The organism is Mucilaginibacter sp. NFR10 (assembly GCF_900100445.1).
GTDB classification, from domain to species: Bacteria; Bacteroidota; Bacteroidia; order Sphingobacteriales; family Sphingobacteriaceae; genus Mucilaginibacter; species Mucilaginibacter rubeus.
In genome coordinates, this window is the sequence record NZ_FMTV01000006.1 from 434,436 (window position 1) to 449,201 (window position 14,766).

At 40.5% G+C, this 14,766-nt stretch carries 13 protein-coding genes and 1 tRNA gene; 8 read left to right on the forward strand and 6 right to left on the reverse strand.

Features of this window, described 5'->3' with window-relative positions:
- The first annotated feature begins 135 nt into the window (after positions 1-135).
- Positions 136-687 carry a DUF4256 domain-containing protein gene (locus BLP33_RS21020; RefSeq protein WP_090532800.1) on the forward strand — a complete coding sequence of 184 codons (552 nt, stop codon included), beginning with the start codon at positions 136-138 and terminating at the stop codon, positions 685-687.
- A 49-nt stretch (positions 688-736) separates the two neighbouring features.
- Here BLP33_RS21020 and BLP33_RS21025 read toward each other — a convergent pair whose 3' ends face one another.
- Positions 737-1,180 carry a hypothetical protein gene (locus tag BLP33_RS21025; protein ID WP_090532802.1) on the reverse strand — a complete coding sequence of 148 codons (444 nt, stop codon included), beginning with the start codon at positions 1,178-1,180 and terminating at the stop codon, positions 737-739.
- A 335-nt stretch (positions 1,181-1,515) separates the two neighbouring features.
- Between BLP33_RS21025 and BLP33_RS21030 the strand changes: the two genes are divergently transcribed.
- The gene (locus BLP33_RS21030) at positions 1,516-2,604 is read left to right on the forward strand and encodes an acyltransferase family protein (protein ID WP_090532804.1); all 1,089 of its coding nucleotides are present in this window, start codon (positions 1,516-1,518) and stop codon (positions 2,602-2,604) included.
- Positions 2,605-3,095: 491 nt separating this feature from the next.
- Here BLP33_RS21030 and BLP33_RS21035 read toward each other — a convergent pair whose 3' ends face one another.
- Together BLP33_RS21035 and BLP33_RS21040 are read right to left on the reverse strand one after the other, a co-directional pair.
- Entirely contained in the window at positions 3,096-4,352 is a 1,257-nt protein-coding gene (locus tag BLP33_RS21035; protein ID WP_090532806.1) for a TonB-dependent receptor domain-containing protein, read from the reverse strand.
- Positions 4,328-5,518 carry a TonB-dependent receptor gene (locus BLP33_RS21040; protein ID WP_090532808.1) on the reverse strand — a complete coding sequence of 397 codons (1,191 nt, stop codon included), beginning with the start codon at positions 5,516-5,518 and terminating at the stop codon, positions 4,328-4,330. The genes BLP33_RS21035 and BLP33_RS21040 overlap by 25 nt, the downstream gene beginning before the upstream one ends.
- Positions 5,519-5,947: 429 nt before the next feature.
- Here BLP33_RS21040 and BLP33_RS21045 point away from each other — a divergent pair, with 429 nt between their 5' ends.
- The gene (locus BLP33_RS21045; protein WP_175490075.1) at positions 5,948-6,640 is read left to right on the forward strand and encodes an FISUMP domain-containing protein; all 693 of its coding nucleotides are present in this window, start codon (positions 5,948-5,950) and stop codon (positions 6,638-6,640) included.
- 254 nt (positions 6,641-6,894) lie between these two features.
- Here BLP33_RS21045 and BLP33_RS21050 read toward each other — a convergent pair.
- A tRNA-Pro gene (locus BLP33_RS21050) sits at positions 6,895-6,968 on the reverse strand.
- Between the two features lie 688 nt (positions 6,969-7,656).
- Positions 7,657-8,370 (reverse strand): hypothetical protein, encoded by a 714-nt coding sequence (locus BLP33_RS21060; RefSeq protein ID WP_090532815.1) that lies wholly within the window; start codon positions 8,368-8,370, stop codon positions 7,657-7,659.
- 488 nt (positions 8,371-8,858) lie between these two features.
- Here BLP33_RS21060 and BLP33_RS21065 point away from each other — a divergent pair, with 488 nt between their 5' ends.
- From BLP33_RS21065 to BLP33_RS21085, 5 genes are all read left to right on the forward strand, one after another.
- Entirely contained in the window at positions 8,859-9,296 is a 438-nt protein-coding gene (locus BLP33_RS21065; protein WP_090532817.1) for a hypothetical protein, read from the forward strand.
- 201 nt (positions 9,297-9,497) lie between these two features.
- On the forward strand, positions 9,498-12,827 hold the full coding sequence (locus tag BLP33_RS21070; RefSeq protein WP_090532818.1) for a DUF4175 family protein: 3,330 nt from the start codon (positions 9,498-9,500) through the stop codon (positions 12,825-12,827).
- Position 12,828: 1 nt separating this feature from the next.
- On the forward strand, positions 12,829-13,251 hold the full coding sequence (locus BLP33_RS21075) for an ATP-binding protein (RefSeq protein WP_090532819.1): 423 nt from the start codon (positions 12,829-12,831) through the stop codon (positions 13,249-13,251).
- Complete coding sequence (gene ybeY / locus BLP33_RS21080) at positions 13,251-13,676, forward strand: rRNA maturation RNase YbeY (protein WP_090532822.1); 426 nt, start codon at positions 13,251-13,253, stop codon at positions 13,674-13,676. The genes BLP33_RS21075 and ybeY overlap by 1 nt, the downstream gene beginning before the upstream one ends.
- 42 nt (positions 13,677-13,718) lie before the next feature.
- Positions 13,719-14,234 (forward strand): glutathione peroxidase, encoded by a 516-nt coding sequence (locus BLP33_RS21085; protein ID WP_090532824.1) that lies wholly within the window; start codon positions 13,719-13,721, stop codon positions 14,232-14,234.
- 224 nt (positions 14,235-14,458) lie between these two features.
- Here BLP33_RS21085 and BLP33_RS21090 read toward each other — a convergent pair.
- On the reverse strand, positions 14,459-14,766 hold a 308-nt coding region (locus tag BLP33_RS21090; protein WP_254780208.1), incomplete at its 5' end, for a sensor histidine kinase.

The window sequence follows — 14,766 nt, forward strand, 5'->3', positions numbered from 1 at the left end:
GGTAGGGGTGTGTTTCTGCTTTGAAAAGGCAATCGCATAAACACACCCCTGCCGCCACGCTGTCCTACGCGCCCCCTCTCAAGAGGGGAATTGAAAAATCACCTAAAAACCAATAAACCATAACCTGCAATAAATATGAAGCTATCACCAGAACTACAGAAAGAACTTATCGGCATACTGAAAACGCGTTTTGAAAAAAACATGAACCGCCACACCGGCATAGAATGGGCCTGGGTACAGGCAAAGCTGGAAGCCGACACCGAAAAACTATCGTCACTTAATGAAATGGAATTAACCGGCGGAGAACCCGATGTTGTTGCTTACGATAAAAATACGGGCGAATATATTTTTTTCGACTGTGCTGCGGAAAGCCCCAAAGGCCGCAGAAGTGTTTGCTACGATCATGAAGCGCTGGAAGCCAGAAAAGAACACAAGCCCGGAAACAGCGCTGTTGAAATGGCGAAGGATATGGGCATTGAACTTTTAAACGAAGAACAATACCGCGAATTGCAAAAGCTTGGAAAGTTTGATACCAAAACCTCAAGCTGGATCAAAACCCCTGCCAATATCAGGAAGCTCGGCGGGGCCATTTTTGCCGATTTCCGTTATGATACCATATTTATTTACCACAACGGTGCGGAGTCATATTATGCTGCCAGGGGGTTTAGAGGGGCGTTGAGGGTTTGAGTACATTAGCCATAATCGATACCGGCTGGATCTAAATGATTGGCCTTATCTATATCTTATATTTTAATCTTCCGGTGTTAAAATCAGAAGGGCGGGTAGGTGTAAATAAAGTAAAGTGCCGGGATTTAACATTTGGATTAAAAAGGTTTTCGCCCAGGCTTTTTACGTTGTGTTCTGTAAGCATATTGGGTTTGCCCTCCCATTGCCAGCAGCGCCGGTTTTTAAAATCAATATGAAAACTACCCAAATAATAGTTTTCAAAATTCTGCCCCAGGTTAAGTATGTAATCATCTGTTTTAAACAGGTGCCTCATCGGCTCAAGAGCCAAGGTTGCTTTATAAGCATCGTCATTTAAATCTTTATAAAAAGAAAGTTTCTCAATAGTTCCAGACTTAAGATTGGGCGGCTCTTTGGATTGCAATAAAAAAGGACTTATATAAATTTCTTGTTCCCCTGTTTCTGTTTCAATAGTGATAGTTGAAGAATTGAGCATTTAGTCAGATGTTAATAGTTCAATCCTAATATAACAGTTTTGATTAGTACAATCAATGCGATGCTGTTTACAATAACATTGCCGGCGACATGGCAAGGTTAATCGAAATTATTAAGGAGTTTTAGTTTGAAGGGTTAATGTGAATCGGTGCGAGATTTCCAGCACCCGGCACATTTTTTAATTAAAATTTACTTGGGCCAAACAAAATGGGAAACAAATTGTAGTATGCTGAAATTGAATTAAACTCTGAGGCATTTATTTAATTAAAACGCGGTTCTTGCTGACAGTTGGTTAAAAAGTTGTCTCGTTGTTCAGCTTAACATACTCTGCCTTATATGAAATTAAACCAACTTACTTTTACCAGGTTTCTTGCAGCGGTCGCTATTGTTATATACCACGCCAAGAGTGATATTTGGCCATTTAATTTGCCGGTTTTACATAATGTTTTCAGCAAGGCAAATGTTGGTGTGAGTTACTTTTTTATATTATCCGGATTTGTAATGATCATTGCCTATGGCCAGCAAAAAGCCGTTAAAGTTAAGCCGTGGAATTATTATTTGAACAGAATAGCCAGGATATATCCGGTATATCTTTTTGCGCTTATATTGGCAGCTGTCAGATTATTGATAATTGATACGCTACCTGTTAAGGAATTTATATTACAGCTGTTTGCCATTCAATCATGGTTCCCTGGTTATATCAGCAAGGTTAATGCCCCTGGCTGGTCATTATCCGTTGAGGCTTTGTTTTATGTAGCGTTTCCATTGCTTTTCAATTATTACTATAGTAAATTCTCGTTTAAGTCTGTCGCCATATTGGTTTCGTGTTTATGGCTTACAACCCAGGTGCTACTAAACTTTCTTTACCGGTCGCCATATTACGCAGCTCCGCCATCTACCATTCATGACCTATTATTCTATTTTCCATTAATGCATATTAATGAATTTATGATTGGCAATATTCTCGGCTTTGTTTATTTAAAGTCGGCAAAAAGGCAGGCGAACTATGACTTGCACATTACATTTATTGTTATTGCTTTATTAGTCGTATTATCCGTTAATAATTACTTAAGCTTTCATGATGGGTTAATGGCCGTATTGTTTGCTCCCCTCATTTTATTATTGGCCTTAAATAACGGAAAAATCACAAGGGTTTTCTCAAACAAATACTTGATACTGTTGGGCGAAGCAAGCTATAGTATGTACATCCTTCAACATCCAATAAAATCTTTCCTTAGCTTTTTCTTCAAAAAAATACGGGTTGTAAACCCCGAACTGCAATTTTATACCTTTTTGGTTGCGCTTATTTGTATTTCAATTGCCTGTTATTTTTTCATTGAAATTCCAGCAAAAGATTGGATAAAAGGCTGGAAAGACCGGAAGCGTTTAAAATTACAAGCAGTAGATGATTCTGTAAATTTCTAATTATCAATTACGGCATATAAGCATTTGTTAAATAAAAAAAAGCATATCCAATCAGTAAGACTACTGTGCAGGTATGCTTTTTTTGTTGTTTTCAAGTCGGGATGAGGAGACGATTACCCCGGCATTTATATCTATGATATTCAAGACGGGCGCCGTATAGGACACATATATTGTGCTTCGGCTTGATGGCCTTTGATGCTATTTATGCTATAGTTGATAATCAATGAACTTGTTATAAAACATAATGAATGTCTGTTACAAATAAAAGATTTTGTAGTTATGGCTCCCCGGAGATGCAATTGAACCTTACTTTTTATCCCGGCGGTGAGCTAAACTCGCTAAATTGGTGAATAGGGAAACAACAATGGCGCCCTGCCGGTCTAAACTATATGGTTCGCATTTTAGCAATCTTGCAAGCAGGCAGACGAACTATTAGTCGGCGGAAATAGGTTGAACAGCCATTGTGCAAAAACAGGATTGATATCCTGCTGTCAGAATTTAGCACCTAATGTAACATAACATGATCTTCCGTCGCCGGGTAATATACCATTGCCAAGGTAAACAAGCGTTTCTGTTCGGCGGGTAAAGTATTTATTATCTGTCAGGTTATTGATGCCGATCCTGATGTTGTACTTGTCGGAAAACGTATAGCCCAGGGCAAAATCGGCCACGTGATATCGTGGGACATAGCCTATATTGGGACTTGTTTTGGTAGCAGCTGTATTATTCGCATCCGACCATGATCCGCCAACATATGAATAATAAAAGGTAGCGGAGAGGTTATGTACAGAGCCATTTATGCCCGAGCGGCTAACAAATTGAGGAACGTCTTCCAACGTTTTTCCAGTCAGATTAACCACGCCTGTTTTGCCATTCAAATACCTGGCGTGATTATAAGCGTAAGAAGAAAATATGGAAAGATCATTGTTAGTGTCCTCGGTATTGAAATTAAGCAGGTGAACTTCAACAAAAGCTTCCACTCCCCTGGTGAGCGCATTGCCTGCATTGGTAGTGTAGGTGTACGGTTTTCCGTTGCCATCAGTCAGCGTTATATTTCCTATCCTGTTGTTATACTTCAGTTCAAATGCGCTTAGATCAAAAGTCAATATCTTTTTAACCTTTCCCCTAATGCCAATATCTGCATTATGGCCGCTCGCATCTTTCAAATTCGGGTCGATCACCGCTGTGCTCGATCCGATGATAAGATTTGCATAAAGAATAGGCCTGTATGCCTGCGAGTAATTGCCATAAATATTAATGCTTTCAGTGATCTTATACTGCGCACCGATTCCACCCAGCACGATGTTCCTGGAGGTTGAAAGCGATACGGGGTTAAAATTTTTATATACTTTATATTCCGTTCCGTTTAAAGTTGATTTGAGGTTATCATACCTGATGCCGGGGGTAACGGATAGCCTATCGGTGATGCGGAAAAGGTTTTCAAGAAACGCCCCGTAGTTTATTGTTTTAAAGAGCAGGGCGATACCGTAATTGCCGGTTTGGGTAAGGTCAAAATTAGTTCCTGTACTTCCTTCCCCGTTTTGTTTTCTGTTTGTAGCAGCGTTGGAATATTTTAAGCCGCCCGATAGGGCACTCTCATGGCCGAACAGATCGTATTTTTTTATCATTCTTGCATCAACAGTATAGCTGTTATAAAAGTCCCTGTTTATCTCTCTTGGCGCGTAGGAGCCTGTAGTTTTGCTGATGGTATCTGCATTGGTGGCTAAATTCGGGCTGGCAATAACCATGTTCCTTTGCCGAACAAAGTATAGGCTTTTATATTCAATAATGTTTTACTATTGATGGCGTAATTAAAAAGCAAAGCGGGCAGGTTGATTATCGGGTTAAAATAATTTCTGCTCCTGGTTGACTGGCGCGGATTGGCAGCGAACATCGCGTCGGTAAGCCCGCCAGCAAATTTCTGCATATAGTTTTCTCTTGAGTATTCAAGGCCAATATCCATTTTAGCTGTTGGCTTATAGTGCAAACTTGCATAAGCATTCAGGAAATTATAGTCGGAGTTAGGACGCCATCCATCGCTGCTACGGTAATTAAAGAAAGCATAATAAGTGAACTTGCCTTTTTTTCCACCTACCGAAACAAAGGAATTTGAGGTATTGAACGAGCCATACGTTTGTTCGGTTTCAATGCTTAACGACTTCGTGGTATCAGGTTGTTTAATTACATAATTGAGCATTCCTCCAAACTGAGGGCCATATTGAAGAGCGGCTGATCCCCTGATGAGCTCAATTTGCTGTACGGCTTCCAATGGCGGGTTATACATGGCCTCGGGATAACCATACAGATCGTTATTAACATTGTAGCCATTCTGGTTCACATTGAACTCCCATGATCTGTGCGGACTTAATCCTCTTGCCGCTACACTGGTTTGAGTGCCCGAACCATCCAACTCCCACGACGTGATACCCGGTACTTTTGCAAACACATCGCGGGCTTTATTTTGTGCGATATCTGCATTGACGCTGTCAACCAAAACAACTTCATTTTTTTTGCCCGAATAAATATTTGTTCCGCCGATCTCGGGTAACGCTTTGATGCTTCCTACGCCTCTTTCGCCTTGTACTTCAACAGCAGATATCTTAATAACGCCGGCCTGAAGCGTATAGGAAAATTCAGTAGTGTCATTGTTTTTTACGAGTATATGCTGTTTAACAGATTTATAGCCGATGTGCGAAATAATGACCAGGTAATTTCCGGCAGGAATATTATTGATGCTGTATTGGCCTTTATTATTTGTGGTGGCGCTGAAATTTGTTTTGTAAAGAATAATATTCACCAGCTCCAACGGGGCTTTTGAATTGTCGGTGATGCTACCTTTAATATTGCCGGTTGATTGGGAAAAAGCATGGGTAAGTAACGAGAAAAGGAGAAAGGTAAGGAAAGCTTTTTTCATAGAATGATCGTGTTTTTTGACATGTCGGTTTGTTTTCGACCATCGTTGTGTTTTTAAAAATATAACGCTAAGCTATAAAAAAGATCTTTTTTTTATTTAATAATATATGCCTGATTGAAATGTTTTCTATGGGGGTTGCAGATTATTAAAATTAATTCGGGGTTAAAAAAATGGAAGAATATAAGTTCGTATTCAATTACCTCCGGGGTAAGAGATCACCAATTGTTGATATTTACTGTTGAGAGGTAAACCGTAAACGCCCCTGTAAACACGATCGTAAACAAAATCAAAAAGTATATTCAATCAGTAAAAAACTGCTCAAATATGCTCTTTAACGTTGTGGTTAAGTCGGGATGGCGGGATTCGAACCCAAAAATGTGTCGTTTTGAATATCTAAGTTTTTGTTTAATTTTGGATAAAACCTTACCAATGAAACTCCTTCTGCTTTTGTTTTTATCTTTTTTACTGCTATTTGCCGCCTGTAAAAAAGATAGCACAACAAAAGAGGAAGCTTCAGGAGTGATCATATCAGGCACTGTGTATCCAACTGTTAAAATTGGGCAACAAGAATGGACGGCCGTCAACTATGACGGACAGGGAGGTATAGAGGGTACTTTTTATGTGCCCAATATCAATTATAAGAAATTTTATACTCAAGCCGATTTAGCGAACTTAAAACTGCCTTCTGGCTGGCGTATACCGACTGTTGCCGATTTTAATAAACTAATGAGCAATTTTACCAGCAAGAAAGATACTGAGGGCAATTTTGTAATGGATTACAATGAGGCCCTCGTGCTTAAATCTACGTCGGGATGGGAGGTGCGTGGGGCATCTGATAAACAGGGAACTAATACTTCTGGGTTTAATGCTTATCCGGCGGGATATTATGCCAGCCCATATAACGAAACCCCAGGAAACCTTGCGTTGTTTTTAACCTCCACTCCATTGCCGGCTGCAAAAGTTAATTTTCATGCCACTTATTATTCGTTTATTTTAAGCAGGCTGTATGGAACCACTTCCAGTGATGATTATACGCAATGTTTTGGTTGCTTTGTGGACGGCGGACATAACATCGACTCTCCCAAATCGGTGAGGTTTGTAAGAGATAATCAGGCTAAATAATTGCCTCTATGTTTTTAGCTAAATGCATAATCAAAGTGCCCCCCGCTGCCGCAAGGCTGTGCCTTGTGGCCAGCATGCAAAGTATTGAATATTGGAAATTGTGAATGAAATCATTATCAGGAGTTTTTATAACCCGTAAAGCTAACCTTGAGGACAGCGGTAAGGACGAAGCTTCAGGGCAATAAGAAATCAAAAGAGCATACCTCATCAGTAAAACTACCTTTGAGACATGCTCTTTAATGCTTGTGTTCAAGTCGGGATGGCGGGATTCGAACCCACGACCTCCAGCACCCCATGCTGGCGCGATACCGGGCTACGCTACATCCCGAAATAAATGTATGGCCGGGCTGCAAATATAATTGTTGCAGGGATATTTCAAAATGTAAATGAAGCCTATTTGCTCTTTCTGCCTGCAATGAACAGAGCGATACCTATGATTACAGTCGGAACCCAATATATAAATGAAAACTCTCCAAGTTTAGAAACGAGTGGGGTCAAGGCCTCTCCCTGATAGGTGAACATGCCAGCGCCACAGATTAACATCCCTATCCCTAAAAGAAAGATAAGTAGCCCTGCCATTCGAGTACGTGACATATTGGTTTATAATTGATTCTCAAATGTAATAAGTTAGTTTGCTATTTAACGATACAAACATTGCAACTCCCCAACGTATGCCTTAACCAGAGCTGTTGTTTCCAAAACAGCTATATCGTTATAAAATGAACTTTAAACCCCTGCCCGGGCGATTACTTAACGGGCTAATCCCTCCCAATAAACTGACAGGATCTTGTCAGTGTTCAATTTTTAAAAACCGGGTGTTCAATGTTTGAAAATGAAAATTTGTAACCCGTTGATTTCCAGCGCTTGTTTGTTCAAATCTCCTTTTAATGTATTTTAGACAAAATATAAGTGGCTGATAGCCAATGAGGTTCTTTTGCAAAAGAAAAGCAAGTGTTCACACTTTTAAAAATTGAACACTTGTAAATTTGGCAGGGAACGGAAGCTGTGAAGCACAATCACCTCTTCGCCACTGGCTCGGTATGCATAATTGAAAATTTCCCGGATAGTTTTAGGGGTGTTCCGTACTCGTTATAATAAACCCTGCCTGCTGCCTTTATTTCTTTCGACTGGCTGCCGTTTAATGGATGAACAAGACAGGTTATTGAAAAGTCGGCACCGGTGTTAAATGATTTTTCAACAGCATCCATAAGTGCGGCCTGGTGCCGGGGATCAACAATATGGATGGCCTCATTTAAAATGGGCTTTGTATTTTCCGGAAAGCCGAAGAGCTTTAAGCCATATTCGGAAAGCGTAATCTCTTTGCTGCTGAAATCCAGCGACCACTCCCAAAGGGTATGATCGTAGGCCATTGTTAATTCAATACTATCCAATATTTCTGATAACTGGCCATTAAGTCTTTCCGATTTCATGTACGAAAGCTCCAATTTTTCGCCCAGAGCCAAAAGCTCGTTTCTTAGTGTAGCTATTTCTTTATTTAAAGCGACGTTTGTTTTGAGCCCGGCGCTATCTGCCGTCGTCAGCGCAGACTCGTCTTTTTCGTCAGGTAAGTCCCCAACGGGCTGCAGCTTATAATTTTTCTTTCGACGGGTTAACAAAATGTTAATATAAAAAAGGCAAAGTATAGTGGCGTAAAATAAAATATTTTGCCAAACGCCACCTACACTAAAGTAGTCCAATATGGATTTATCGAGTTGGATAGGAATGGTCATGATAGGGCTGTGGCTAAATTAATGCAAGGTAATAATTAACTATACGCTTAACAATCCGTGAAAACACCCTTTTTTATGGTAATTTATATTGCGGCAATTAACCCGGGGTTAATTTAATGTAGAAATTTAAAATAAATAATCGTGCTTGTTATTTGTGGTCCAAATCCTACGTTTTCTCCCCGAAAGCCGAAATTTTTGCTCCACTATTTTAGGAGCGGGTTTTCTGCTGTTGCAGATATAATTTTTGGATAAAAAAACAGTTCTATATTTTAATGTAAACCTTTTAAATTGAATGGCGTGGCCCTTAAATCAGCGTTGTTTTTAAATCTGCAATTATGGCAGCGCAACGGCCGTATGTAAAAAAGCATTTTCCGGGTTATCACGATTATAATTGCTGTGTTAAATAATAATCGTATACCGTTTACGAACCCGGGTAGCCTTGTTATTTTATTGACTGCTATGTATCTTGTTAGCGCGCTTGATAAATTATGAACAGGTCATTTATATATAGTTTAAAAGTTTGGTTGCTGATGGTGATCATAGCGCCATTGCTCCACCTTGTGCTGTCATGGTTTATTATCGAGAACCCTGAAATAAGCCTTATTGCAGAGATCCAAAAAGACTATATCATTTTTGCAGATATGGTTCTGCTGCTTACTATTCCTTTCGCCTTTGTATTTTGGGTGGCAGTATATTCTTTATCAAAAAAGAGAGAGCCGTTTTATGTAAAACAGGTTTTAACCATAGCTATATTGATAATTACTATGCTCCCGTTTTTTGAATTACTTTTTGAGAAAAAGGTTTCGGCTGTATCTTCCATAGCTGTAATTATATTTCCATATTCAATTACGGGGATAGCCGGTATTTGGCTACATAAGCTGGAATCTCCAGATTTTGAGGAAGAAACAGTTGAGGAGCAGGAATAAGATTTTCCCAATTTTGCCTATTATCATTGTTTAAAACCATGTATTTCCCAATAAAGAGGGGGATTCAATTTTAATTGTCATAAACAATTAACATTTTATTATTATTGCTTTAATTTTTAACTTAAACCAACACGTGTTATATATAATACATGGCTTTTGCGTTTAATAAGGCGTGTTTATTTAACGTTTTCCACATATAGTATGGCCTCGACAGAAAATTATGAACTTTTGCTTGGCAAAATCAATACTTTTACCCGGAAGTATTATTTCAATAATTTTTTGCGCGGATTAATATTTTTAGGTGCCGGCCTTTTCTCAGCTTACGTAGTAATTACCTTAAGCGAATATTTCGGCAATTTCAGTATCCTGCTGCGTACCATTCTTTTTTACTTTTTTATCCTGCTTAATACAGTGCTTGTTTGCTGGCTGGTTTTGCCATCATTGCTGGCCTGGCTTAAGCTGGGTAAAACTTTAACACATGATGAAGCTGCCGAAATTATTGGCAGGCATTTTAACGATGTGCATGATAAACTGCTCAATACCCTGCAGTTAAAAAAGCTCGCTGCCGAAGATGAAAGCCACCGTGCACTCATCGAGGCCAGTATCGACCAAAAGATAGAGGCGCTTAAACCGGTAAGCTTTCCATCTGCTATCAACCTTAAAGAAAATACCAAATATTTAAAATGGGCGCTTGGTCCGCTGGGGGTAATTATCATTATTGCTTTAGCTGCGCCTTCTGTATTAACCGAAAGTACTAAAAGATTGATCCGGCATAACGAATATTTTGTTCCCGCTGCTCCGTTCAGGTTTATTGTATTGAACAAAACACTTTCAGTTGTGCAGGGGAGTGATTTAAAGCTCGACCTTAAACTGGAAGGCGATAAGCTGCCCGCAGATGTTTATGTTGAAACAGGGGAGAATACGTTTAAATTGGATAAAGATAACATCAGCCATTTTCATTACCAGTTCAGCAACCTGCAGCAAAATACCCGCTTTAAGTTTTCGGGCAATGGCTTTAGTTCGGCTGTTTACGAAATAAAGGTAAATCAAAAGCCGGCACTGTTACACTTTGACGTTGACCTAAATTATCCGGCCTACCTCCATAAAAAAAATGAAAGGCTGCTCAATGCCGGCGATTTGATTATTCCTGCCGGTACAACTGTGAACTGGCAATTGCATACCCAATATGCCAGTGCGCTCATGTTTGATATGAACGGACAAAGCCGTCCGGCAGTGCAAAGCAGTGCCGATTTGTTTGAACATCGTGAACGGGTATTGAAAAATTCGGTCTATAAGCTTTTACCGGTTAATGCCCAGGTGAACCAAAGTGATTCGGCTACATATCGTATCAACGTTGTTACTGATGAAGCGCCATCCATTACTATTGATGAAAAGCCGGATTCGGTAAGTATGAAAGCATTTTACTTTAACGGTAAAATCCAGGACGATCACGGTTTTTCATCGCTCACGTTTCATTATACCATCGAGGCTACAGGCAACAGCAAGGAAAGGGAATTTACCAAAAAAGTTAATGCAGATCTGTCCCAAACACAGGCCGACTTTTTTTACTACTGGAACCTCAAGGACATGGGCATTACTCCCGGCGATCATGTAAGTTACTTTTTTGAGGTTGCCGATAACGATGGCGTCGCCGGGCATAAAACAGCCCGTACAGCAAAACATACACTAAATGTCCCTGACAGCAAGGAGATTAACCAGCAGTTAAATGCCGGATCAAAGGCCATAAAAGAAAAAATGCAATCGGCTATTAAACTGGCCGGGCAGGTTGAGCGCGACGCGCAAAAGCTAAATCAAAACCTGCTGAACAAAAACACGCTCTCTTTCGATGAGAAAAAGCAGGTGGAAGACCTGATGCAAAAAAGGAAAGACCTGGAAGACATGGTGAAAGATATCCAGGCCGACAATAAAAAGAATTTATACAACCGGCAGGAAAACCAGCAGCAAACCGAAGAGATACGGGCTAAGCAAAAGCAAATTGAAGATTTGTTTAACAATGTACTTGATCAAAAAACAAAGGAGCTCCTTCAAAACCTGCAGCAAATGCTAAATGAGCAGCAAAAAGATGCTACCCGCGATGAACTATCCAAAATGCAGATGGATAATAAATCATTGAAAAAAGAACTTGACCGGGTGCTGGAACTTTATAAAAAGCTGGAATTTGAACAAAAGCTTAACCAAAACCTCGATCAGTTGAATAAGCTGGCCGACGAGCAGCAAAAACTATCTGATCAAACCAAACAGCCCGGTGCCGACCAGAAGAACCTGCAACAGCAACAGGATAAACTGAAGCAGGATTTTCAGGATGTGAAGAAAGGCTTCGATGAGTTGCAGAAGGTCAATGAGCAGTCCGAACGTAAATCAGATTATCAAAATCCAGAGAAGGAAACCAAAGATATTGAACAGCAGATGGATCAAAGCGCCGGCGATCTGCAAAAAAAAGATAATGCAAAGGCTTCAAAATCGCAGCAGCAGGCAGCAAAGCAGATGAAAGATCTCGCTGCCAAAATGCAAAAGGATAGCGACGAAGGCGAATCAAAAGAGAATGCCGTTGACGCACAGCAACTGAGAGAGTTGTTAAAGAGCTTAGTTAACAGCTCGTTTAACCAGGAAAAGCTGATGCAAACGCTTAAAAACACCAATCCTACAGATCCGTCATATGTTACGCTATCGCAAAATCAAAAGGATATAAAAGACAACTTGAAAACGGCCGAAGACAGCCTATATGCTATCAGCAGGAGGGTGCCGCAGATCCAGTCGACAGTTAATAAGGAGATTACCAGTATTAACGATCATATTGATCAGGCGCTCGAATTTTTGGGCGACAGGCGTACACTTGAAGCCAATCGTAATCAGCAATACGCCATGACATCCATGAACAACCTTGCCCTGATGCTAAGTGAAGCGCTTGAGCAAATGCAGAAAATGATGAACAAGGGTGGTAAAGGAGGCAAGGGCAAACAGCAGTCCATATCGCAACTGGCAAAAATGCAGCAGCAGCTTAATCAAAATATGCAAAAGGCCCGCGAACAGATGCAGCAACAAGGCAATCAGGGTAAAGGGCAACGGGGCAATAGCGGTAATATGAGCGAGCAGTTTGCTAAAATGGCACGTCAACAGCAGATGATACGGCAGGCTTTGCAACAAATTGACAGGGATGAAAATAAAGACGGGACAGGGGGATTGGGCAATTTGGATAAAATTTCGAAAGAAATGGAACAAACCGAACGTGATCTCGTAAACAGGAAGATAACAGATGACGCGCTAAAAAGGCAGCAGCAAATACAAACCCGGTTATTAGAGGCCGAAAAGGCCGAGCAGCAAAGAGATCAGGATCAGCAAAGGGAAAGCAATGCGGGTAAGGATTTGCCACCGGGATACATAAAGGCACTGCAGGGGTACCAACAACAAAAAGCAAAGCAGACGGAGCAGATCAGAACGGTATCTCCGGCACTTAATTTGTATTATAAACAAAAAATAAAATCTTACTTTGATCAACTTAATGCCAAATAATATGGAAGAGGCAAATGTTCAAACCAGCGAGCTATATACGTTGCAGCTGCCGTCAAAACCGGAGAGCATAACGTTGCTTGAGCAGCTGATAGAAGAAATTGCTGATAAATATCATGTTGAGGAAGATACTTTTGCCAACATGATGACTTGTCTTAACGAAGCGGTTATTAACGCCATTATGCATGGGAACAAGCAGGACGAGACTAAAAAGGTGATTGTTAATGCCGAGGTTGAATCCAAGCGTATTATCTGGACTGTTACCGATGAAGGCCCTGGCTTTGATTATAATAACCTTGCCGATCCTACAGCTCCCGAAAATCTCGAGAACCTGACGGGCCGCGGTGTGTTTATCATTAAACACCTTGCCGATCAGTGCATCTTTAACGCATCGGGGAATGAAATTGAACTTCACTTTAAGATCTGATGCCCGCGATTAATTTTTTTGAAGAAGACACTACTTTTAAACCGAAACAAAAAGCACAATTAAGGCAGTGGATAAAAGAGACGGTAATTGCCGAGGGCTTTAAGCTGAGGGAGCTTAATTACATTTTTTGCTCAGACGCCTATCTGCTGCAAATAAACCAGCAATACCTTGATCATGATACTTTTACTGATATCGTAACTTTTGATAATTCGGAAGTAGAGGGGGATATTGTTGGCGATATCTTTATTTCGATAGACCGCATCCGTGAAAATGGCGCCAAATTTAAAACAGGCGAAACCAATGAGTTGCACCGTGTTATTATTCACGGCGCGCTGCACTTGTTGGGCTATACGGATAAAAGTGTTGTTACAAAACAAAAAATGACACAAAAAGAAGATGAGTACTTAGCTAAAAGAAATTTTTAGCCTTACTTTTATAGTGGATTATAAAAATCAATTGTAAAAACCATGAAAACACTGGCACTCATCATCGCCTTATTATTTGCCACCGCGCCTTCTTCGGTATATGATTTTAAACTGAAAACTATTGATGGCAAAGATTTTAGCCTGGCTAAATACAAAGGCAAAAAAGTATTGATCGTAAATACAGCTTCAAAATGCGGCTTCACCAAGCAATACGCCGACCTGGAAAAATTATCTGAGCAATACAAAGGCAAGCTGGTTGTAGTAGGTTTTCCGGCCAATAACTTTGGCGGCCAGGAGCCGGGTACCAACCAGGATATCAAAAGCTTTTGCAAAGAAAACTTTAACGTAAAATTCCCTATGAGCGGTAAGGTTAGCGTTTTGGGCCTAGATATCGATCCGTTGTTCCAATACTTAACAACTGCTCCAAACCCTGATTTTACCGGCGACATCAAATGGAATTTCGAAAAATTTCTGATAGACGAAAACGGCAAACTGATCCACCGTTTCAGGTCGCAAACCACACCGCTGTCTGAGGATATTACTAAATATTTAAATTAAGATATAGCTTTTTAAGGCGTGTCGTACCGGCTTTAGTGCAGTGCACAAGATCGTTTTGAATAAAGTTAAAAGGGCAAACAACCAATTGGTTGTTTGCCCTTTTCTTTTAACGCGAGATTGATCTTAGAAAGGTGTTTATAATGTACAAGGGAGGAGGACTATAAGGTTGTTAAAGTTAAAGGGTTTTTATCCCGGCTTTCTTTATACCTATTATGGGGTATACGCTAAAGGTTTAGTTTAAGGCCGATGGATGTGCCTTTACCGTGGGCGGTATCAATTTTCAGTTCGGCGTTCAATCTTTTTGCCCGCGTGTGGATATTCCGGATGCCCATGGTTTCGTGCTTGCGCACATCGGGGTCAAATCCGCGCCCGTCATCACGGATGCTGATCTGCAGCCGGTTTTTGTAAAGATTGATTTCCAGAAAGGCGTTTTGTGCCTCCGAGTGTTTAACAATATTGTTTAATACTTCCTTAACAAGGAGGTATACCTGGCGCCTTTTTTCGCCGCTGATGGTAACCGGGGTTTCGCTGA